The organism is Shewanella baltica (genome assembly GCF_900456975.1).
In the GTDB taxonomy this organism is placed as follows: Bacteria; Pseudomonadota; Gammaproteobacteria; order Enterobacterales; family Shewanellaceae; genus Shewanella; species Shewanella baltica.
Genome location: NZ_UGYM01000002.1, coordinates 3,041,970 through 3,064,016, shown reverse-complemented (window position 1 = coordinate 3,064,016; position 22,047 = coordinate 3,041,970). Strand labels below are relative to the sequence as shown.

Below are 22,047 nucleotides of genomic sequence, written 5' to 3'. Positions count from 1 at the left end.
AACCTCATGAGGGATTTTTTTTGCTAAAACAACGAATAATAACAGCAATTTGGTTAGTTCCATTAGTTTTGGGGGCGATATTTTTACTCCCTGCCAACTACTTCGCTTGGGCCTTGGTCGGCGTCTTTCTCATTGCTGCAAAGGAATGGGGAAGAATTATCGATAATCAGTGTGACGTCACCCAGTGGAGCTTCACCTGTACGGTCGGTATCTTGTTGGTGGCACTTAATCTGATTGTGCCAATCGATGCGGTTTGGTTAAGCCATCAGTTACACCCTATCTATTTAGCCATTCTCTACATTGGCGCACTTTGGTGGTTAGCCTCACTGTTATTAGTGGTGACTTATCCGAAAAGCGCTAAGTTCTGGCAAAAGAATCCTATGTTTAAGTCCATGTTTGGACAGCTAACCTTAATACCTTGTTTTGTCGCCCTGATCGCGCTCAAATCCATTAGCTCGCAAGCTTCGCCTTATTACGGCCCTGTGTTGGTGTTATTGGTGATGTTGATTGTGTGGGCCGCGGATTCAGGCGCTTACTTCGTGGGCAAGGCGATAGGTAAAACCAAACTGATGCCAGCGGTAAGCCCAGCTAAAACGCTTGAAGGTTTACTCGGCGGTTTAGTGACCACTATGATAGTGGTTGGTGCGGTGATGTATTATTCGCCTGAGCAAGAACTGGGCTTAGTTGTGGCCGTGACCTTATTTGTTGCCTTAGTGTCAGCACTGGGTGATTTATCTGAAAGTATGTTTAAGCGTGCGGCCTGTATCAAAGATTCTGGCACTATTTTGCCCGGTCACGGCGGCGTGCTCGACCGCATCGACAGCCTGACTGCAGCCTTGCCGGTGTTTACCCTGATCTACATTGCATTCTGGATGTAACGCTATGCAAAATATGGTGATTTTGGGTGCTACCGGCTCTATAGGTGCCAGTACCTTAAGTGTGATATCGGCTAATCCACTCGCTTATAGCGTGTATGGATTAGTGGCCAACGCGAGCGTTGATAAGATGCTTGCACTTTGTTTGGCGCATAGACCGAAAGTGGCGCATATGGTGGATGAAGCGGCAGCAAAACAGTTGCGTGCCGTTTTACCTGCAGGGCTCAATATCCAAGTCACCACAGGCATGAACGATTTACTCGGGTTAGTGACCGCTGCCGAAGTGGATACCGTGATGGCGGCGATTGTTGGGGCTGCAGGGCTAGTACCGACGCTTGAAGCCGTAAAGGCGGGGAAGCGGGTATTACTGGCCAACAAAGAAGCCTTAGTTATGTCAGGTGAGCTGTTTATTGAGGCGACTAAGCGCTCTGGCGCTGTGCTCTTGCCTGTGGACAGTGAGCATAATGCCATCTTCCAATGTCTCCCCCAAGAAGTGCAAGCCAACCTTGGCCGTTGTGACTTAGCGGCATCGGGTATTTCCCATATTCTGTTAACCGGTTCTGGCGGACCTTTCCTGCGGTCGGATCTTGCGACACTGGCCGCCATGACGCCTGCCCAAGCCTGTAAACATCCTAATTGGTCCATGGGACCTAAAATCTCCGTCGACTCCGCCACTATGATGAATAAGGGCTTAGAGTTTATTGAGGCACGTTGGTTGTTTAACACTCAGGCTGAGCAACTTAAGGTGGTTATCCATCCGCAAAGCGTGATCCACTCTATGGTGCAGTACCGTGATGGTTCCGTTATTGCCCAAATGGGTAACCCAGATATGCGTACGCCTATTGCCCATTGCATGGCTTATCCGCAAAGAATTCATTCTGGCGTTGAACCTTTAGATTTTTTCAAAGTCGGACAGTTAAGCTTTTATGAACCTGATTTTGAACGCTTCCCCTGTTTGGCTCTGGCAATGGACGCGTGTGCCCAAGGCCAAGAGGCGACAACTGTGTTAAATGCAGCCAATGAGATTGCTGTTGAAGCGTTTTTACAGGGACAAATTGGCTTTACTCAAATTGCAAAAGTGAACGAAGCTTGTTTAGTGACTGTGCCTAAGCGCCCTATGGGCAGCATAGAAGATATTTTAGCCTTAGATGCGCAAACCCGCGTCTATGCGCGTGAGACCTTAGCAAGCATCGCTTAGCAATCGTTGAGTGATTAAATCAATGACGTAAGGAGTGGGATGTTAGATTTTTTATGGAACTTAGGTTCTTTCATCGTTGCACTGGGCCTGTTAATCACAGCCCACGAATACGGCCATTTCTATGTCGCACGCCGTTGTGGTGTCAAAGTCGAACGTTTCTCCATTGGTTTCGGTAAGGCGATTTGGCGCCGTGTCGGTAAAGACGGCACTGAATACGTGTTAGCCATGATCCCACTCGGTGGCTATGTCAAAATGCTCGATGAGCGCGTCGAAGACGTCCCAGAAGCATTAAAAGATCAAGCATTCAATCGTAAAACCGTATGGCAGCGCATTGCGATTGTGGCTGCTGGCCCGATTGCGAATTTTATTTTTGCCATCGTTGCCCTGTATTTTATGTATCTGATTGGTGTGCCGTCACTGAAACCTGTGATCACATCGACAACACCTGGAACTGCCGCCGCGCAAATCCAGGTCACTGAGCCCATGCAAATAACGGCCATTTCCGGCCAGGCTGTACGTAACTGGGAAGAAGTGAATTTAGCCTTAGTGGGCCACATAGGCGATGAAAGCCTGAGTGTATCGCTGACGCCATTGAGCGGTTTGCAGGGCTTAGATTCCAGCGCGCGCTCTTATACCTTAGATACCCGCAATTGGCATTTTGATCCTGAAAAAGAATCGCCGATTACCACCTTAGGTTTAGGGATATATCGCCCCGAAATCGACCCGACAATTGCTGCTATTAGCCCTGACAGCGCCGCTGCCAAGAGCGAGCTAAAAGTTGGGGATACCTTAGTGGCGATAAATGGTAAAAATTATACCGATTGGCAGGCTTTTGTTGACATTATTCAACATTCTGCCAATGTGCCTGTGAGCTTAACTTTGCGTCGTAATGGCGAACAGTTTAACGTGGTAGTGACACCGTTAAGCAGTAAAAACGCCGATGGCCAAGAGATAGGTATGCTTGGGGTGAGCCCAACCCAAGCGCCATGGCCAGACAATATGCGTTTACAACTTGAATATGGACCAATCGATTCTTTCGGCATCGCAGCGGATAAAACATGGCAACTTGTTGCTGTGAGCTTTAAGATGATTGGCAAATTATTTACCGGCGATGTGTCGGTGAAAAACCTGAGTGGACCCATCTCGATCGCACAGGGTGCGGGCAGTAGTGCAAACTATGGCTTGGTCTATTTTCTCGGGTTCCTCGCGCTCATCAGCGTCAATTTAGGCATCATTAACTTGTTGCCTTTACCTGTGCTCGATGGGGGACACCTGCTGTATTACTTTATTGAAGTAATAACTGGTAAACCTGTACCTGAAAAGGTGCAGGAAATAGGATTCAGATTTGGGGCAGCAATACTGCTGATGTTGATGAGCATTGCGCTTTTCAATGATTTTGCCCGACTCTGAGCAAGGACAGACTAATAATTAGAAGTGCTCTATGAGATTGAATAAACTTTTTGCCTCGATGTTATTCGTCGGTGCGTCGTTTTCAGGGACTGTGTTGGCTGATACTTTCCAACCGTTTGAAGTGACCGACATCCAAGTTGAAGGTTTGCAGCGAGTTGCACTCGGTGCTGCCCTGTTAAGCTTACCAGTAAAAGTAGGTGACACTGTTGACCAGTTAAGAATTCAACAAGCCATTAAAAGCTTGTATGCATCGACTAACTTTGAAAATGTCTCCGTGAGCCGAGATGGCGGCGTATTAGTGGTGAAAGTCACTGAACGTCCTACCATCAGTGCCGTGACATTCGATGGCAACAAAGACATTAAAGATGAACAGTTACAGGAAAGTCTGGACGGTTCTGGCGTTAAAGTCGGTGAGTCGCTTGATCGCACTATGTTGACCGGTATTGAAAAGGGTCTGCAGGATTTCTACTACGGCGTGGGTAAATACGGCGCTAAAGTGGAAGCTCAAGTGATCAACTTACCCCGTAACCGGGTTGAGCTGAAATTTAAGTTCACCGAAGGTTTAGCGGCCGAAATCCGCCAAATTAACGTGGTCGGTAATCATGAGTTCACCGATGCTGAGTTGATTGGCATGCTGGAACTTAAAGATTATGTGGCTTGGTGGGATCTGTTCGGCGAACGCCGTTATCAGAAGCAAAAGCTGCAGGCAGATCTCGAGACCATCAAAACCTATTATCACAATAAAGGTTATATCCGCTTTGAAGTCACCTCGACTCAAGTGGCGATGACACCTGACCGTAAAGGTTTATATATCACCATCAACGTAGATGAAGGTGAGAAATATAAAGTTAAAGAAGTAAACCTGACGGGTGATTTGATGGGCCGTGAAGAGTTGATGAAATCAATTCTGCCGATCAAAGCGGGTGATATGTACAACGGCGGTGATGTGACTTTCACCGAAGAAATGTACAGCAAATATTTAGGCCGCTTCGGTTATGCCTACCCAGAAGTCAAAACGTATCCTGAAATTGATGATAAGACTAAAGAAGTGACCTTAAACATCAATGTTAAACCGGGTAAACGTGTTTACGTGCGTGCGATTAACTTCACTGGTAACACAGTGACCAAAGATGAAGTGATGCGCCGTGAACTGCGTCAGATGGAAGGGGCTTGGTTAAACTCAGCGCAAGTTGAGCAATCTAAAGCGCGTCTTAACCGTTTGGGCTTCTTCGAAACCGTTGACACTGAAACGATTCAAGTGCCAGGTACCGATGATTTAGTCGATGTTGCGGTGAAAGTGAAAGAGCAGCCGTCGGGCTCATTCAACGCCGGTGTCGGTTATGGTACTGAATCAGGCCTGAGCTTGCAGTTTGGTGTGCAGCAAAATAACTTCTTAGGCACAGGTAACCAAGCGGGTATCAGCTTGAGCACCAACAAGTATTCTAAGAACGTTAACTTATCCTATACCGATCCGTATTGGACGAAAGATGGCGTGAGTTTAGGGGGTAGCGTTTATTGGAGCGAGTTTGACGCCAATGAAGCTAACTTAGAGCGTTATAAAAACAGTTCTTACGGTGTGGCGTTGAACTCGGGTTTCCCGATCAACGAATACAATCGTATCAATGGTGGCATAGGCTATCGTCATAACACGATTTCTGAAATTTCTGCCTATGAACAAGCACTGCGTTTCTATAACATCTACCGTGATGACGATCCAAATGCGGACTTAAGTTTTGATAACTTTGAACTGAGTCTGGGCTGGTATCGTAGCACCTTGAACCGTGGCACTTTCCCAACAGACGGCTCGTCTCAGCGTTTGAACGGTAAAATGACTTCGCCAGGGTCTGATTTACAGTATTTTAAGACAGACTTTGACACTAACTTCTATTTCCCTATTAACCGTAGTCAGAGCTTTGTGCTCTTGGCCCGTGGTCGATTAGGTTATGGTAACGGTTATGGTCAATTTAATGATAACGACCAAATTCTGCCTTTCTGGGAAAACTATTACTCAGGTGGTAGCAGTTCACTGCGTGGCTTTAAGTCTAACTCTGTGGGGCCTCGTTCATTCTATCTCTACCGAGGTAGTGAACCATGTGCACCGGATCCATCGGGCGATGGTTGTAGTTTGCCGGGCGATCCTAACAGTATCCAAGTGAGTTCTGGCCGTTCAATCGGTGGTAACGCCCTTGCGACAGCGAGCATGGAGTTGATTGTACCGACGCCATTCTTGGATGAGGCTTACACAAACTCAGTTCGTACGAGTTTCTTCGTTGATGCGGGTAACGTTTGGGATACTGAGTTTGATTACAATGCATATCAAACACTTCCAGCGGACGAGTTTGCTAAGTTACAGGACTACAGTGATCCAGCACGTTTACGCGCTTCTTGGGGCTTAAGTGTGCAGTGGTTATCACCTATGGGTCCTATGGTGTTTAGCTTAGCGTGGCCGATTAAAGAATACGAAGGCGACCAAACAGAGATCTTCTCTTTCAATATTGGCAAAACTTTTTAAAAGGCATACACTCGGCAAGTTTTGCTGACTATAACAAGGTAACAAGGAGTTTATTTTGAACAAGATGGTAAATCGCGCGCTGATGACGTTAGTTTTGTTAGGCGCGCCGTTAATGGCACATGCTGAGAAAATTGCCGTAGTGGATATGGGCGCTGTGTTCGAACAGCTGCCACAACGTGAGCAGATCTCTCAATCTCTGAAGAAAGAGTTTGGCGATCGCATGGCTGATGTCCAAAAAATGCAAGAAGAAATGCGCTCTCTAATGGAGAAGCAGCAACGTGACGGTGCGTTAATGAACGATGCACAAAAAACGGAACTGGTTCGTAAAATGGAATCGCTAAAATCTGAATATCAGTTAAAAGGCAAAGCATTGGATGAAGACTTACGTCGTCGCCAAGGTGAAGAGCAAAATAAACTGTTAGTTAAAGTGCAAAAAGCCATCAACACTATCGCTGAAAAAGACCAATATGATTTGGTATTACAACGTGGTGCAGTCATTTATGTTAAGCCTAACGCTGACATCAGTGGCAAAGTGGTTGAAGCCTTAAGCAAAGGCAAGTAATAGATGAATAGTGTGACTTTAAAAGAGCTAGGCCTGTTACTAGACGGTGATATTCAAGGCGACGAAACGCTAATTATTAATAGTGTGGCGACCTTAGAACATGCCAAAGCAGGTCAAATCTCTTTTTTAGCCAACAGTAAATATCGCTCTCAGCTTGAGGCAACTCAAGCGAGTGCGGTGTTATTGTCAGCTAAAGATGCGCAGGATTATCAAGGTACTGCGTTAATTGTAAAAGATCCTTATGTCGGTTTTGCCCGTGTTGCCCAGTATTTGGACACTACGCCTAAAGCGGCGGTGGGTATCCATCCTTCGGCTCAAATTGACGCTTCTGCCCATATAGGTGAAGGTGTTGCGATTGGGGCGAATGCGGTTATTGGTGCGAACGTCATTTTAGGTGAAAATGTCCAGATAGGTGCCGGTGTCGTGCTCGGACAAGATGTGGTTATTGGCTCAAAAACGCGTTTGTGGGCTAATGTCACTGTCTATCACGATGTGCATTTAGGACAAGATTGTATTATCCATTCGGGCGCCGTATTAGGCTCCGATGGTTTTGGTTATGCCAATGATCGCGGTCAGTGGATTAAAATCCCACAAACGGGCGGCGTTCGTATCGGCGATCGGGTTGAAATAGGTGCTAATTCAACGGTAGATCGCGGTGCATTAGGCCATACCGAGATCCACGATGGGGTGATTATCGATAACCAAGTACAAATTGCCCATAACGATATTATCGGTGAAAATACCGCTATCGCTGGTAGTACGACTATCGCTGGCAGTGTCACTATTGGTAAATATTGCATTATTGGCGGTAGTTGTGCCATCGCAGGTCATTTGAGCATTGCCGATGGTGTGCATGTGTCTGGTGCTACCAATATTACCACTAATATGCGTGAGCCCGGTTTATACTCTTCTGCCACAGTGGCAATGGACAATAAACTTTGGCGTAAAAACACAGTTCGTTTCCGTCAGTTAGATGAACTGTTCCAGCGTGTTAAAACGTTGGAAAAAAATTTAAAAACACCAGATTAATTGCTCCAAGGCAATTTGAGGAACTCGGTTCGTGTCTAATCAAATGAACACTATGGATATTAAAGAAATACTTAAATATCTGCCCCATAGATATCCATTCTTATTGATCGATCGTGTGCTTGACTACACCCCAGGTGTCAGTCTGCAGGCGATTAAAAACGTTTCAATAAATGAGCCATTTTTTCAGGGACATTTCCCGATTCAGCCTGTGATGCCTGGCGTGCTTATTTTAGAAGCCATGGCACAGGCAACTGGCCTGTTAGCCTTTAAAACCATGAGCAGTGATGTGCCACCTCCAGGGGTGTTGTATTACTTTGCTGGTATCGACAATGCGCGTTTTAGACGTGTCGTTGAGCCAGGTGATCAAATCCATTTTGATGTCAAAATGATTAAAGAGCGCCGCGGGATTGGCGTCTTCTACGGTGAGGCCAAAGTGGATGGTGAAGTGGTTTGTTCCGCTGAAATCATGTGTGCCCGCAGAGAGATTAGTCAGTGATAGATACATTAGCGTTTGTGCATCCCGATGCAAAAATTGGCAATAACGTCACCATTGGCCCTTGGACCTATATCGGTGCAGGCGTTGAAATTGGCGATGATTGTTGGTTGAGTTCCCATGTGGTTGTTAAAGGCCCAACGATTATCGGCAATGGTAATCGTATTTTTCAATTCGCCTCAGTAGGCGAAGAGTGCCAAGACAAAAAGTACGCTGGCGAACCCACACGACTGATCATTGGTGACAATAACGTCATCCGTGAAAACGTGACTATCCACCGCGGTACAGTCCAAGATAACAGTGAGACGCGTATTGGGTCGAACAACCTGTTTATGAACTATGTACATATCGCCCATGACTGTGTGGTCGGCGACAATGTGATCATGGCCAATAACGCTTCTATCGCGGGTCACGTACATGTGGGTGATTGGGCGATTTTAGGCGGCATGACAGGTGTTCACCAGTTTGTGCATATCGGTGCCCATGCGTTTACTGCAGGGTGTTCTTTAGTGCTGCAGGATGTACCTCCCTTTGTGATGGCGGCGGGTCAACCGACGATTCCACGCGGTTTAAACAGCGAAGGCATGAAACGTCGTGGTTTTTCTAAAGAAAGCCAGCTGGCGGTGCGTCGTGCTTATAAGACCTTATATCGCAGCAGCTTAACAGTTGACGAAGCGATGGAAGCCCTAGCAGAAGATGCGCAGAGCGATGAGCAAGTGAAATTGTTCCTTGAATTTGTAAAGTCATCGAGTCGCGGCATTATTCGCTAACTTGATGACCACACGACAACAAAAGGGCATTTTTATGCCCTTTTGTATTATTGGCTTAAGCCTATTGGGTGGTTAGACGTTGTCGTTAGTAATGTCCTTGTGCATTCAACCATCAATGAGCTTAATCATTAATTTACAGCAGGATGGCTTGGCATGATGCGTTTTAGCTGTTGTTCGCCCCGTCATCCAATGTCATTCATTCATGAGACATGATTGGTTTATGAGCAATAAAACTCCATTAGTGTTTGCCATGGTTGCCGGAGAACTCTCGGGCGATATTTTAGGCGCAGGTTTAATGGCGGCGCTGCAAAAGACTCATCCCGATGCGCATTTTGTCGGTATTGGTGGTCCCCGCATGGAAGCCCTTGGCTTTAAATCCCTGTTTGCGATGGAAGAACTCGCCGTGATGGGAATTGTTGAAGTGCTATCCCGTTTGCCTCGTTTATTAACAGTACGTTCCTCCCTGATTAAAGAGATTACCGCGCTTAAGCCCGATTGTTTTATTGGTATCGATGCACCGGATTTTAATATTGGCCTCGAGCTTAAACTCAAAGCGCGTGGCATTAAGACGGTCCATTATGTGAGCCCGTCTGTGTGGGCGTGGCGTCCAAAGCGGATATTCAAAATCGCCAAAGCCACTCATATGGTGTTGTCGTTGTTGCCTTTTGAGAAAGCCTTTTACGATCAGCATCAGGTGCCTTGTACCTTTGTGGGTCATACCTTGGCCGACGATATTCCCATGCAAAGCGATAAGGCAGCAGCCCGTGCCTTGCTTGGATTAGATGCCGATGCTGAATACTTAGCGATTCTGCCCGGTTCCCGCGGCGGTGAGTTAAAGCAACTGGCCGAGCCTTTTGTAAAAGCAGCTTTATTGATTAGACAAAATTTCCCCGATATACGTTTTGTGACGCCGCTGGTGAATCAAAAACGTCGTGACCAATTTGAGCAAGCGCTGAAGGATTTTGCGCCGGATCTTGAAATCCACATGATTGAAGGCCAGTCGCGTGAAGTGATGACGGCAGCCGATGGGATTTTATTGGCATCTGGCACAGCGACCTTAGAAGCCATGCTGGTCAAGCGTCCTATGGTGGTGGCTTATCGCGTGAGCCCGATAACCTATCGCATTGCTAAGCGCATGATGCAGGTGGAGCGTTTCTCGTTACCGAATTTGCTTGCAGGAAAAGATCTCGTCCCAGAACTCATTCAAGAAGATTGCACCCCAGAGAAAATTGCGGCGGCAGTCACCCTTGAGCTCAATCGCGATTTTGCGCCGCTTAAAGCCGAGTTTGAAGCTCTGCACCAAGTATTACGCCGTGATGCGAGTTTAAAAGCCGCCGAGGCGGTAATGGCGCTGGTTGAGCCTAAACACACTCATGCTAAATTGCAGGAGGCTCATTAGTGGCAATCTATAAAAGTTTAACCGAAGCCGATTTGCTCGCCTTTTCAACGGGTTTAATTGCCGGAGTGGATGAAGTTGGCCGCGGCCCCTTAGTCGGCGATGTGGTCACTGCCGCTGTGATTTTAGATCCAAACAAGCCCATCAGTGGTCTGAATGATTCTAAAAAACTCAGTGAGAAACGCCGCGAAGCCCTGTTCGATGAGATTTGTGATAAAGCTTTGTGTTATCACGTTGGCCGCGCCAGTCCTGCTGAAATCGATGAGCTGAATATTCTGCACGCCACTATGTTGGCGATGCAGCGTGCGGTTGCTGGGCTTAATATTGCCCCTGAGCTTGTGCTTGTGGATGGCAATCGTAGCCCCATCTTTGTTGCCCATAATGGCGCAGAGCTTACCAGCCACAGCATCATTAAAGGCGATGGTTTGATTGCCAGCATCAGCGCCGCTTCGATCATCGCGAAAGTGACGCGGGACCGCGAGATGGACGTGCTCGATGCCGCTTATCCGCAATACGGTTTTGCAAAACATAAAGGCTATCCAACTAAGGCGCATTTTGAGGCCATAGCCGAACATGGTGTGTTTGACCAATATCGTAAAAGTTTCAAACCTGTCAAGGCATTACTGGGACTGTAAGCGCTGCTTTTAGCACTATAGTTTCCGTTATCCGGCAAAGTCACTGGCTCTGGCTGCGTGACTTTGTTAGTCTGCTTTCTAGTTATTGTTAACCTGCTATTCAAAGATAATCCTAATTATGTCCGATCCTCGTTTTGTGCATCTTCGTGTCCACAGTGACTTCTCTATGACCGATGGCGTGGCCAAGGTTAAGCCGATTTTGGCGCAGGTGGAAGCGCAGGGAATGGCGGCTGTCGCCCTGACTGACCAAAACAACTTTTGTGGTTTGGTTAAGTTTTACAGTGGTTGCCATGGTGCGGGGATCAAGCCGATTATCGGCGCCGATTTTTGGATGCAAGTGCCTGGATTCGAAGGCGAATTATGCGCCTTGACCATAATTGCGATGAACAATATTGGTTATCAGAATCTGACCCAAATTATCAGTCAGGCTTATTTGCGTGGCCAAGTTGCTGGGCGTGTGGTGATCGACCAAGAGTGGTTACTCACTTATAACGAAGGCATTTTGCTGTTATCAGGCGCCAAAGAGGGCGATCTGGGTAAGGCGCTCCTCAAGGGTAATAGCACTCAGGTTGAATCTTTATGTGAGTTTTATCAGACACATTTCGCCGATCGATATTTTCTCGAACTTATCCGTACCGGCCGCCCAGACGAAGAGCGTTATCTACACATGGCAGTGATCTTAGCGCAGGAGAAAGGCATTCCTGTGGTCGCAACCAATCAGGTCGTGTTCCTTAAACCTGAGGATTTCGACGCCCATGAAATTCGGGTCGCGATCCACGATGGTTTTACCCTTGCCGATCCGCGCCGTCCTAAAAAGTACAGTGAACAGCAGTACTTACGCAGCGAAGAGGAAATGTGCGAGCTATTTGCCGACATTCCCGCGGCGCTGGCGAACAGTGTCGAAATCGCTAAACGTTGTAACGTGACGATTCGTTTGTACGAGTATTTCCTGCCCAACTTCCCGACGGGCGATATGTCCATCGAAGACTTTCTGGTCGATTGCTCGAGGAAGGGCCTTGAAGAGCGGCTCGAGTTTTTGTTCCCGAACCCTGAAGTGCGCGCCGAGAAACGGGGCGAATACGACGAACGACTTGATATCGAACTCAAAGTAATCAACCAGATGGGCTTCCCTGGTTACTTCTTGATCGTAATGGAATTCATCCAATGGGGTAAAGATAACGGTATACCAGTTGGTCCTGGTCGTGGTTCGGGTGCGGGTTCACTTGTGGCCTATGCGCTTAAAATCACCGACTTAGATCCGCTCGAGTTTGACTTACTGTTTGAACGCTTCTTGAACCCTGAGCGGGTCTCTATGCCCGACTTTGACGTCGATTTTTGCATGGATAGACGCGATGAAGTGATCGACCACGTGGCCGAGTTATACGGCCGTGAAGCGGTATCGCAAATCATCACCTTCGGTACTATGGCGGCAAAAGCGGTTATCCGCGACGTTGGCCGTGTGCTCGGTCATCCCTATGGTTTCGTTGACCGGATCTCAAAACTAATTCCCCCTGAACCTGGCATGACACTGGCGAAAGCCTTTGAAGTCGAGCCAGCGTTGCAAGAATCCTATGATGCCGATGAAGACGTCAAAGATCTGATCGACATGTGCCGTAAGCTCGAGGGCGTAACCCGTAACGCTGGTAAGCACGCCGGTGGTGTGGTGATCGCACCGACAAAAATTACCGATTTTGCGCCGCTCTATTGCGATGCAGAAGGCAAAAACCCAGTAACACAATTTGATAAAAACGACGTTGAAACTGCAGGGCTGGTTAAGTTCGACTTCTTGGGATTAAGAACCCTGACGATTATCGACTGGGCGCTCGAGATGGTGAACAAGGTCGAAGTGAAAAACGGGCGCAAACCAATACGGATTGAGGCGATTTCACTCACGGATCCCGCCTGTTTCCGTTTGCTGCAAAAGTATGAAACCACGGCGGTATTCCAGCTCGAATCCCGCGGTATGAAGGATTTGATTAAGCGTCTGCAGCCCGACTGTTTCGAGGACATGATTGCACTGGTGGCACTATTCCGTCCGGGGCCGTTGCAATCGGGCATGGTAGATAACTTTATCGAACGTAAGCATGGGCGCGAGGAAGTCTCGTACCCAGATTCTCAGTACCAGCATGAATCATTAAAAGAACTATTATCGCCGACCTACGGCATTATTCTGTATCAAGAGCAGGTGATGCAGATTGCGCAGGTGCTGTCGGGCTACACCCTTGGCGGCGCCGATATGCTGCGCCGTGCTATGGGTAAGAAAAAGCCCGAAGAGATGGCCAAGCAGCGCAGTATCTTTAAAGAAGGCGCAATCAATAACGGCGTCGATGGCGACTTGTCGATGAAGATTTTCGACTTAGTGGAAAAGTTTGCCGGCTACGGTTTTAACAAATCCCACTCCGCCGCTTATGCGCTGGTTTCCTATCAGACCTTATGGCTTAAAACCCATTTTCCTGCGCAGTTTATGGCGGCGGTAATGTCGGCCGATATGGATAACACAGATAAAATTGTGACCTTGGTCGATGAATGTGAGCGTATGGGCTTGCCGCTTATTCCGCCGGATGTGAACAAAGGTTTGTTCAAATTTACCGTCGATGATGATCTGCGCATTGTTTATGGCATCGGCGCCATCAAAGGTGTGGGCGAAGGCCCAGTTGAATCGATTTTAGAGGCGCGTAAAGACGGCCCCTTTGTCGATTTATTCGATTTCTGTGCCCGCATCGATTTGAAAAAACTCAATAAACGCGTGATTGAAAAGCTGATCTGCGCGGGCGCCTTAGACAATCTTGGGCCGCACCGTGCGTCAATGATGGCTACCTTGCCCGAAGCGATTCGCGCCGCCGATCAACATGCTAAAGCCGAGGCGATTGGCCAACACGATATGTTTGGTTTGCTCAACAGTGAACCCGAAGACAGTAAGCAGCAGTTTGTTGAATGTACTCCTTGGCCGGATAAAATTTGGCTCGAAGGCGAGCGCGAAACCTTAGGCTTGTATTTGACTGGTCATCCGATCAATCAATATTTAAAAGAGCTTAAGCATTACACGTCCGGCCGTTTAAAAGATGTGCATCCTACCGAGCGCGGTAAAACAGCCAAGGCTGCGGGTTTAGTGGTGGCAACACGCGTGATGTTGACTAAGCGCGGCTCGAAAATGGGCCTGTTGACGCTTGACGATAAGAGCGCGCGGCTTGAGATCATGTTGTTTACCGAAGCCTTTGAAAAGTTTAATCATCTGCTGGAAAAAGACCGCATCCTCATTTGTGAAGGTGAGGTGAGTTACGATGATTTTGCTGGCGGCAACCGCATGACGGCGCGTAACATTATCGACATCAGTGAGGCGCGAAGTCACTTTGCTAAGGCGCTAGAAATCGATATGGATGGCAGTGAGTTAACGCCATCAGCCCTCGATACCTTCGAGCAAGCCTTAAGCCCGTGGCGTAACGGCGCCGTGCCTGTGGTGATCAACTACACTCAAGCCCAAGCCAAAGGTCAATTTAGACTCGCCGATGCTTGGCGAGTGAATCCGACCGATGACTTGATGCTCTCGCTTGAATCGCTGCTCGGGCCAAACAAGGTGAGAATTTTATTCTAATGTTGGCGAATGTCTTAGGTGCAAACAGATGAAATTAACCTATGTCGGCTAAGTTTGACGAGCCATTGGCAGCTTGCGATCTCAGCGCGCATATTAGTGCTTTTTTGACAGCGCAGTCTTTAGCGCCTGACTGCAAGTTAGTGCTGGCTTACAGTGGCGGGGTTGATTCCGAAGTCTTAGCCTTTGGCTTAAGTCAGTTTGCGCGGCAACATCCCGAGTTTAGCTATCAACTGGTGTATGTGCACCACGGCTTAAGTGATAACGCTGATTCTTGGGCGCAGCATTGTCTTGAGCGCGGTCAACATTATGGTTTGCCGGTGACAGTTGAGCGAGTGACTGTTAATCGCGGACCCAGATTAAGCCTTGAAGCAGAAGCACGAAAAGTCCGTTATCAAGCGATTGAACGGCATTTAAGTGCAAATGATGTGTTGCTGACGGCCCATCATGAAGATGATCAGCTGGAAACTATCCTATTGGCGCTGAAACGTGGTCAGGGCCCGAAGGGGCTGGCGGCCATGGGCCAAGTACAAGCATTAGCACAAGGCAGACAACTGCGTCCGTTATTGGATATCAGCCGTGAGCAAATTGAAGTCTACGCGAAACAGCAAGGCTTAGTGCATATCGAAGATGAAAGTAATCAAGACGATAAGTACGATCGTAATTTTTTACGTTTAGAAATCATTCCCCGCTTGAAAGCGCGCTGGCTGAGTATTGCGACAACCGCGAGTCGCAGCGCGGCATTGTGCGCTGAGCAACAGGCAACGTTGGATGTGCAGGTCAGTGAACGTTTATCTTTATGGTTAACTCAAGCGCCTTACCATACTCAAAGTGTATTCAAGCTCGATGGTTTTGCCGAGCAGTCAGCCGACTGGCAAGCGCTACTGTTGCGGGGTTTTATCGAATCACAAGGTTTTGCCTTGCCATCAAAGGTGCAGCTTAATCAGATGATCACTCAGCTTTTAACCGCGAAAGATGATGCCAAAGTCCATATTCGTGTCGGTGAATGTGAAATCCGCCGCTTTGCCAATCAAGTGTATTTATTTAAGTATCACGCCCGCCCGCGTCATGTTAAACCTGCGAGCTGGACATTTCCTTCGCAGCTCCTAAATCCGTTAGTGCAGGGCGACGTTACTCAATTGGACGTTACTCAATTAGACGTGAAACCTGCGGAGGTTACATGTGGTGAGCCGATACGTCTCAGTGCCTCTAAACAAGGGCCTAGAGCTCGCTTTCCTCGGCCAGATGAAGTGGTGAGTGTGCGTTATCAACTTGCGGGGCAATGTCGCTGTCATCCCCATTCCCGTGGCAAGGGCCGAGAATTAAAGAAACTGTGGCAAGAGTTTGGCGTTCCGCCTTGGGTACGTGAAAAGGTCGGTTTCGTGTTCTATAACGAGCAACTGGTTATGGCGATTGGGCTGTGGGTTGAAAAGAGCTTTATTCTTAAGTCGAATGGACTAGGTTTGCAGGTATCTCAAGCTTCTATTTAAGTGTTTGTTTAAGTGCCTGTTGGCGATGCAAGGGGTTGGGAGTTGTCGCTGGAGTTTTTGTGAGTCGTTGCGGCGTTATTCTTTTTAAGTAGGAAAGCAGCAAAGTAAGAAAGAGTAGGTCGCAGCACGTCAGTTTGATTCGAATCTTCCTTGAGATCTACATTGAGATAGTAACCTTCCTTTAGTTTTGAACCTTCACAGATTACGCGCTGCGAGTTTGTTATCGCATTTCATTGGCATCCCTGCGCATCTAAACTAATTGATTTTGGCTGAGTTTATAGCAGTTACGTCCCGCTGCTTTGGCTTGATATAGCGCCTTATCGGCAAGTTCATAAAGTTGTTCGGCTTCAATGGTATCGTGTGATTCTGCCGCACCTAAACTACAGCTCACCCCAAACTGAGTGAAACTACTGTGCTGATTGATGGCCGAGACAATCCGTTCGCACAATAAGCCTGCCGCATGAATATTACCTTGGACAATAATAACGAATTCGTCACCGCCGATACGGAATGCTTGATCCGTATTACGTATGGTCGCACGAATGATGTCGCCAAATTCCTTCAGAATATAATCACCACATTTATGGCCGAATTTATCATTTAGCTGTTTAAAGTTATCTAAATCGAGCACTATGAGTGCGACAGAGCCTTGTTTTCTATGGGCTCTCGCGGTCGCATTACTGAGACTTTGACCGTAGTAATGACGATTACCTAAACCTGTGAGCGAGTCAAACATGGCTTGCATCGACATTTCTTGGTATTGCATTGCATTTAATAATGGTTGCAATAACAGTGGCTCAATCTCTTTCAGGTTTGAGGTTTGCGATGGCGTCAGTGGCGTCAATAACTGGTACTGAATCGTCAGCGGCATACCAGCACATATCAGCTGTCGTTTGACGCTGATGCCATAACGTTTGCCCCAGCTTAATTTATGTTCGCCATAACTTAAGCGCACACCTTGGATCGGCAAGTGTTGTCCCAGCACTTTGCCATAGCAGGCAAAGACTGTCCTTGGATCTAAACTGGCGTGCAGTTGTTGGATCACTTGTACCAAGTCCAATGGATTATCATTGGGACTATAATGTTCTGTTTGATAGCGATATTCGTCGGGATATAGCTCGGTCGCTAGGCCAAAGTCCATAATCATCACTCCAGCAAATGTTAGTGCGATACATCTCTTACCTAGTTTAAGCAAATACCGTGCCGTAATATTTGTTAATAAAATTTGTCTTTGTTAGTCATTCAGTTAAGCTTAAAACTCAGCGTTAGTTTTTTTGACACGTCAGCATTTTGACAGGAGTCATAGCCCCAATGGAACATAGCTTCTTAATCCAAGTACTACTTATGCTAGTGATTGCCATTGTGGCTATTGCTGTGCTGCGCCGTATGGGCTTACCCGCAATTCTGGCTTATTTACTCACAGGTGTTGTGAGTGGACCGAGCGGTTTTCATTGGTTTACCCAGCATCAAATGCAATCCGTCGCTGAACTTGGGGTAGTGTTGCTGATGTTTACTTTAGGCTTAGAGTTCTCTGTGCCGCGGCTATGGGCCATGCGCCGCACCGTATTTGGCTTAGGCAGTGCACAGATGGTAATAACGACCCTGTTGACTATGGGCGTGGCCCTGTTGTGTGGTCTTAATTGGGTCGAAGCCTTGGTTATCGGAGCTGCCATTGCCTTATCATCCACTGCCATCGTCCTTAAATTACTCAATGAGCAAGGATGGTTGCGTCGTCGTCATGGTGAGCTATCCGTCAGTGTCTTATTATTCCAAGATTTAGCGGTTGTACCGCTGTTGATCCTATTGCCATTATTGGCCAATGGCGGCGAACCTTTGATGCTTGCAGACATCGCCTTTGCCTTACTCAAAGGTATTTTGGCCTTTTTCCTCTTGATGGCTTTTGGCAAATGGGCATTGCCGCGGATTTTTGACGAAGTTGCCCGCTCCCGCTCCAATGAACTCTTCGTGTTATCAACACTAGTGGTAGCTTTAGTGACAGGTGCATTTACCCAATGGCTGGGGTTATCTATGGCGTTGGGGGCATTTATGGCGGGTATGCTACTAGGGGAAAGCCAGTACCGTCGCCAACTTGAGGCGGATATCCGGCCGTTTCGCGATCTATTGATGGGGCTGTTTTTCATCTCCATCGGCATGATGCTCGACTTTACCTTAGTGATGCGTTTCTGGTGGCAGATATTGTTGATCTTAGTGGCCGTTGTACTCGGTAAGGCGCTGATCATTCATGGGATCTTAAGATTGGTTGGCGAACCCTTTCGGATTGCGATGAGCACCGCCATGAGCCTAGCCCAAGTGGGCGAATTTAGTTTTGTGGTGTTGGCTTTAGCGGTTAACTATCAACTTCTAGACAATGAAATCAGTACCATGTTAGTCATGGTCGCCGTACTTTCCATGACGATAGCCCCGTGGTTAGTTCGCCATAGTGTGGATATTGCTAAGTGGGTGTTAGGAATAAGGCAGGCAAAACATGTGGATGAAGCTGTGCCACTCTTGATGGATGAGCATGATCTGGTGATGATTTTTGGTTACGGCCGAGTAGGGCAGACCATCGCCCGTTTTTTGAAAACCGAAGCCGTACCTTATCTGGTCATGGATCTCGATCCGACTCGTGTCTCTGAGGCGCGCCGTGCTGGCGAACCTATTTATTTTGGTGATGTGTGTAAACGGGCGATGTTAAAACAAATAGGCGTTAAGCAGGCCAAGATGATCGTCATCACTTTTTGTGAGTCGCGCAGTTTGGAAGAAGTTCTACCCTTATGTAAGTTATTGGCACCAGACGCTAAAATTTTAGTCAGAACTAAAGACGACAGCGATCTAGAATTACTGAAAAAAGCCGGTGCCAATCAAGTGATCCCAGAATCTTTGGAAGGCAGCCTGATGTTAGTGTCACAGGTGTTACATCAATGTGGTGTGCCTTTGGCGCGCATTTTAAAACGCTTGGAGTCAGAGCGGCGCAATCATTATCAATTTTTACATGGTTTCTTTTCCGGCACAGAAACCGATTTCACCTTAGAGTCATTGCATGCGGTGGCGTTACCGCGTGGTGCAGATGCGATTGGTAAAACCGTTGCCGATATTATGTGGGAAACATTGAGGGTGGAGTTAAGGGCGATTCGTCGCAGTGGCGCCGAAGTGGAACATCCTGAGCAGGACTGGGTTTTTCGTGCAGGGGATATCTTACTGATAGTGGGTAAACCACGAAGACTTGAGAAAGCGGAAGCTAAACTGCTGCACGGCTAAAGGTTAATGGTCAGCGTGAGTGATGGATGAAAACGCAGATATAAAAATGCCGACATAATGTCGGCATTTTTGTCTGGAACTTGTTAACTTAAATTAGACAAAGTCTAATTACAGAATAACTACGTTCGCAGCTTGAGGACCTTTTTGGCCTTGTTCGATATCAAAAGAAACCTTTTGACCTTCAGCAAGAGTTTTAAAGCCTTCTGAAACGATTGCGCGGAAATGAACGAATGCGTCAGCGCCACCATTGTCAGGAGAAATAAAACCAAAACCTTTATCTTCGTTAAACCATTTAACTACACCAGTAGTTTTAGACATGAATGTCTCCAAAATTTTCAAACAAATAATTCGCAATTATGCGGGATGTTAGCCAGAAATAGAATTATTTACATTGATGATAAGTTATGAGTGGAAAGCTTCATGACAGCAAAAAATATTACAGGCGTAGCGAAGGTTTTCAAATACATAATATTGCTTATAAATAGGTCTGAATCACAGGCCGGAGTGCAGATTAACACACTCTAGGGGTTTGTATAGCTTTATTTTGAAATACCTTTCATCTATAGAGAGGGTTATGGAAAGATATTGGGAAGGACGATGCTTTATAACTGTTTACATTCAATTGGATACGTAGATAGTTTGAAAGTTATCGAGCGTAAAAAATATTTTGTCTGTTTGTCGCGACTTAGTGACAGTTTACCTATTAGGTGTCTGTGGAGTGTGGGAGGCGACCTGTATGCCAGAGAAAGGATTCAGTCACGCTTAGTTACGTTATTAAATTGTTGCCTATTTGTGTTGATGATATTCTCGTCAGCAAAATAACAGCGTGCTTGAGCTTTAGATTCAGTGCGATAACTGTAGACCCAATATAATAAGAATGGAGAATGACGTTGAAAACAGTACTAAAACGGATTGGACTCGGCAGCTTAGTCTTAGTGCTGTTATTAGTGGCGCTAGCCGCCCATGAATGGTTTGCGAAAAAGCCGTTTTTCTTTCGCGCGTTTTTAGATCGAAGTGTGGTCAAGATGGCTTTCGAAAGCCCTGAGACCTTAACCTCATTGGGTTTCTTAGAATCGGTAGGGATTACAGGCCATAACGCCGAGTTGGATGATGATAGTCCAGAGGCGATGGATAAGACTTTCGCGCAAGTGCGTGATCTACGTGAAACCTTGCTGAGTTATTCCGATGCGGATTTAGATGAAAATCAGCGCATTTCCAAGGATATTGCCTTATATCTTGCCGATTTTGCATTGGTCTCTGAGCCTTATCGTTACCATAACTATCCGCTGAATCAGTTGTTTGGTGTGCAAAACGGGTATCCCAGCTTTATGCAGGCACAGCACCAAGTCCACTCGGTGGGCGATGCTGAAAACTATCTGTCGCGTTTACAAAAGGTGAAACTTAAGTTTGCGCAAACTCTCGAAGGCTTAAAAATCCGTGAAGCTAAAGGGATTATTCCGCCTAAGTTTGTGATTGAGCGGGTACTGACCGAGATGAATGATTTTGTCGCGACGCCGATTCAAGACAATATCCTATACAGTTCATTCAAAACCAAATTAGCTGACACGGATATCAGTGCCGATGAACAAGCACGGTTATTGGCCGCCGCCGAAGCGGACATTAAAGGTTACGTGCATCCAGCGTATCAATTATTTATCGACTACTTTACCCAGTTACAAGCCAAAGCTGGGACGGATGATGGTTATTGGGCGCTGCCAAATGGCGACCTTGCCTATGAGCAATTGCTGAAGTTCTTTACGACCACTAATTACACTGCTGACGAAATCCATGCCAAAGGGCTGGCAGAGGTGGATCGCATTCAGAGCGAGATCATGACTATCTTAGCCGCTGAAGGTTACGATATAAGCCAAGGTTTCTCGGTCGCGATTGAAGCATTAGCCGCCGATCCTAAGTTTTACTACGAAGATAGCGATGCGGGTAGAGCGCAAATTCTGGTTGATTATCAGCATATTCTTGATGAAGTGAATGCGGGACTCGGTGATGCCTTCCGTATTCGACCTGAAGCGGGCATGGAAGTAGTACGAATCCCTGAATTTAAAGAGAAAACAGCACCGGGTGCCTATTATCAGCAGCCCGCGATAGACGGTAGTCGTCCGGGGCGTTTCTATGCCAATTTATATGACATCAAGGCCACGCCTAAATACGGTATGCGCACTTTAGCCTACCACGAGGGGATCCCTGGGCATCATTTCCAAATTGCGGTGGCGATGGAGTTAGAGGGTATGCCACTTATTCGTAAGATGGCGCCTTTTACGGCGTACATTGAAGGTTGGGCTTTATATAGCGAACGTTTGGCGTGGGAACTTGGTTTTCAAAAGGATCCCTTTGATAATATCGGTCGTTTGCAGGCAGAGTTGTTCCGCGCTGTGCGTCTAGTGGTAGATACGGGTATTCACCATAGCCGTTGGACTCGCGAGCAAGCGATTGACTATATGAAGAAAAACACCGGCATGTCCGATCGTGATGTCACGGCTGAGATTGAGCGTTATATCGTTATGCCAGGCCAAGCGACGGCCTATAAAGTCGGCATGATGAAAATTCTCGAACTGCGCGAAAAAGCCAAGTCGGCCCTAGGGGATAAGTTCGATCTCAGAGACTTCCATGATGTGGTGCTGAAAAATGGCGCCGTGCCCTTGGATATCTTAGAAACACTGGTCGATCGCTACATTGCTGATAAAAACAATGCTGAGGCTAAAGCTAAAGTTTAGCCCTTGGTTGCAACCGTTAACGCTTAGTGATTAATGCAACACTAACACCTGATTTATCAATGGCTTTATGCGGGTTTAAATCCATCCCCTGTCTGCGAATA

General features: G+C 47.1%; 16 protein-coding genes. 14 read left to right on the top strand and 2 right to left on the bottom strand.

The features are described from left to right. The first annotated feature begins 20 nt into the window (after nucleotides 1-20). The 12 genes from DYH48_RS13930 (at nucleotide 21) to tilS (ending at nucleotide 15,959) form a co-directional block, all read left to right on the top strand. The gene (locus tag DYH48_RS13930) at nucleotides 21-878 is read left to right on the top strand and encodes a phosphatidate cytidylyltransferase (RefSeq protein WP_006085249.1); all 858 of its coding nucleotides are present in this window, start codon (nucleotides 21-23) and stop codon (nucleotides 876-878) included. 4 nt (nucleotides 879-882) lie between these two features. Then, entirely contained in the window at nucleotides 883-2,073 is a 1,191-nt protein-coding gene (ispC, locus tag DYH48_RS13925) for a 1-deoxy-D-xylulose-5-phosphate reductoisomerase (protein WP_115335134.1), read from the top strand. A 39-nt stretch (nucleotides 2,074-2,112) separates the two neighbouring features. Beyond that, nucleotides 2,113-3,483, top strand: a complete 1,371-nt coding sequence (gene rseP / locus DYH48_RS13920; protein WP_115335133.1) for a sigma E protease regulator RseP — start codon at nucleotides 2,113-2,115, stop codon at nucleotides 3,481-3,483. Nucleotides 3,484-3,514: 31 nt separating this feature from the next. Next, nucleotides 3,515-5,995 (top strand): outer membrane protein assembly factor BamA, encoded by a 2,481-nt coding sequence (gene bamA / locus DYH48_RS13915; RefSeq protein WP_012088728.1) that lies wholly within the window; start codon nucleotides 3,515-3,517, stop codon nucleotides 5,993-5,995. Nucleotides 5,996-6,059: 64 nt separating this feature from the next. Further along, complete coding sequence (locus DYH48_RS13910; RefSeq protein ID WP_011846353.1) at nucleotides 6,060-6,557, top strand: OmpH/Skp family outer membrane protein; 498 nt, start codon at nucleotides 6,060-6,062, stop codon at nucleotides 6,555-6,557. A 3-nt stretch (nucleotides 6,558-6,560) separates the two neighbouring features. Then, nucleotides 6,561-7,586 (top strand): UDP-3-O-(3-hydroxymyristoyl)glucosamine N-acyltransferase, encoded by a 1,026-nt coding sequence (gene lpxD / locus DYH48_RS13905; RefSeq protein ID WP_115335132.1) that lies wholly within the window; start codon nucleotides 6,561-6,563, stop codon nucleotides 7,584-7,586. Nucleotides 7,587-7,617: 31 nt separating this feature from the next. Then, on the top strand, nucleotides 7,618-8,082 hold the full coding sequence (fabZ, locus tag DYH48_RS13900; RefSeq protein WP_006080990.1) for a 3-hydroxyacyl-ACP dehydratase FabZ: 465 nt from the start codon (nucleotides 7,618-7,620) through the stop codon (nucleotides 8,080-8,082). Further along, complete coding sequence (lpxA, locus tag DYH48_RS13895; protein WP_115335131.1) at nucleotides 8,079-8,849, top strand: acyl-ACP--UDP-N-acetylglucosamine O-acyltransferase; 771 nt, start codon at nucleotides 8,079-8,081, stop codon at nucleotides 8,847-8,849. The genes fabZ and lpxA overlap by 4 nt, the downstream gene beginning before the upstream one ends. Before the next feature lie 220 nt (nucleotides 8,850-9,069). Then, nucleotides 9,070-10,248 (top strand): lipid-A-disaccharide synthase, encoded by a 1,179-nt coding sequence (gene lpxB, locus DYH48_RS13890; protein ID WP_115335130.1) that lies wholly within the window; start codon nucleotides 9,070-9,072, stop codon nucleotides 10,246-10,248. Continuing rightward, nucleotides 10,248-10,880 (top strand): ribonuclease HII, encoded by a 633-nt coding sequence (gene rnhB / locus DYH48_RS13885; protein ID WP_011846356.1) that lies wholly within the window; start codon nucleotides 10,248-10,250, stop codon nucleotides 10,878-10,880. The genes lpxB and rnhB overlap by 1 nt, the downstream gene beginning before the upstream one ends. A gap of 118 nt (nucleotides 10,881-10,998) precedes the next feature. After that, complete coding sequence (gene dnaE / locus DYH48_RS13880) at nucleotides 10,999-14,472, top strand: DNA polymerase III subunit alpha (RefSeq protein WP_115335129.1); 3,474 nt, start codon at nucleotides 10,999-11,001, stop codon at nucleotides 14,470-14,472. A 41-nt stretch (nucleotides 14,473-14,513) separates the two neighbouring features. Beyond that, nucleotides 14,514-15,959 (top strand): tRNA lysidine(34) synthetase TilS, encoded by a 1,446-nt coding sequence (tilS, locus tag DYH48_RS13875; protein WP_115335128.1) that lies wholly within the window; start codon nucleotides 14,514-14,516, stop codon nucleotides 15,957-15,959. Between the two features lie 250 nt (nucleotides 15,960-16,209). On the opposite strand, the gene dgcS is transcribed toward tilS, so the two are convergent. Beyond that, nucleotides 16,210-17,100 (bottom strand): diguanylate cyclase DgcS, encoded by an 891-nt coding sequence (gene dgcS, locus DYH48_RS13870; RefSeq protein WP_115335127.1) that lies wholly within the window; start codon nucleotides 17,098-17,100, stop codon nucleotides 16,210-16,212. 170 nt (nucleotides 17,101-17,270) lie between these two features. On the opposite strand from dgcS, the gene DYH48_RS13865 reads away from it, so the two are divergent. Continuing rightward, entirely contained in the window at nucleotides 17,271-19,217 is a 1,947-nt protein-coding gene (locus DYH48_RS13865; RefSeq protein ID WP_115335126.1) for a monovalent cation:proton antiporter family protein, read from the top strand. 108 nt (nucleotides 19,218-19,325) lie between these two features. Here the strand turns inward: DYH48_RS13865 and cspE are convergent, their stop codons facing one another. Beyond that, nucleotides 19,326-19,535 (bottom strand): transcription antiterminator/RNA stability regulator CspE, encoded by a 210-nt coding sequence (gene cspE / locus DYH48_RS13860; RefSeq protein ID WP_006080998.1) that lies wholly within the window; start codon nucleotides 19,533-19,535, stop codon nucleotides 19,326-19,328. A 566-nt stretch (nucleotides 19,536-20,101) separates the two neighbouring features. Here cspE and DYH48_RS13855 point away from each other — a divergent pair. Continuing rightward, nucleotides 20,102-21,946 carry a DUF885 domain-containing protein gene (locus DYH48_RS13855; RefSeq protein ID WP_115335125.1) on the top strand — a complete coding sequence of 615 codons (1,845 nt, stop codon included), beginning with the start codon at nucleotides 20,102-20,104 and terminating at the stop codon, nucleotides 21,944-21,946. Nucleotides 21,947-22,047: the final 101 nt, after the last annotated feature.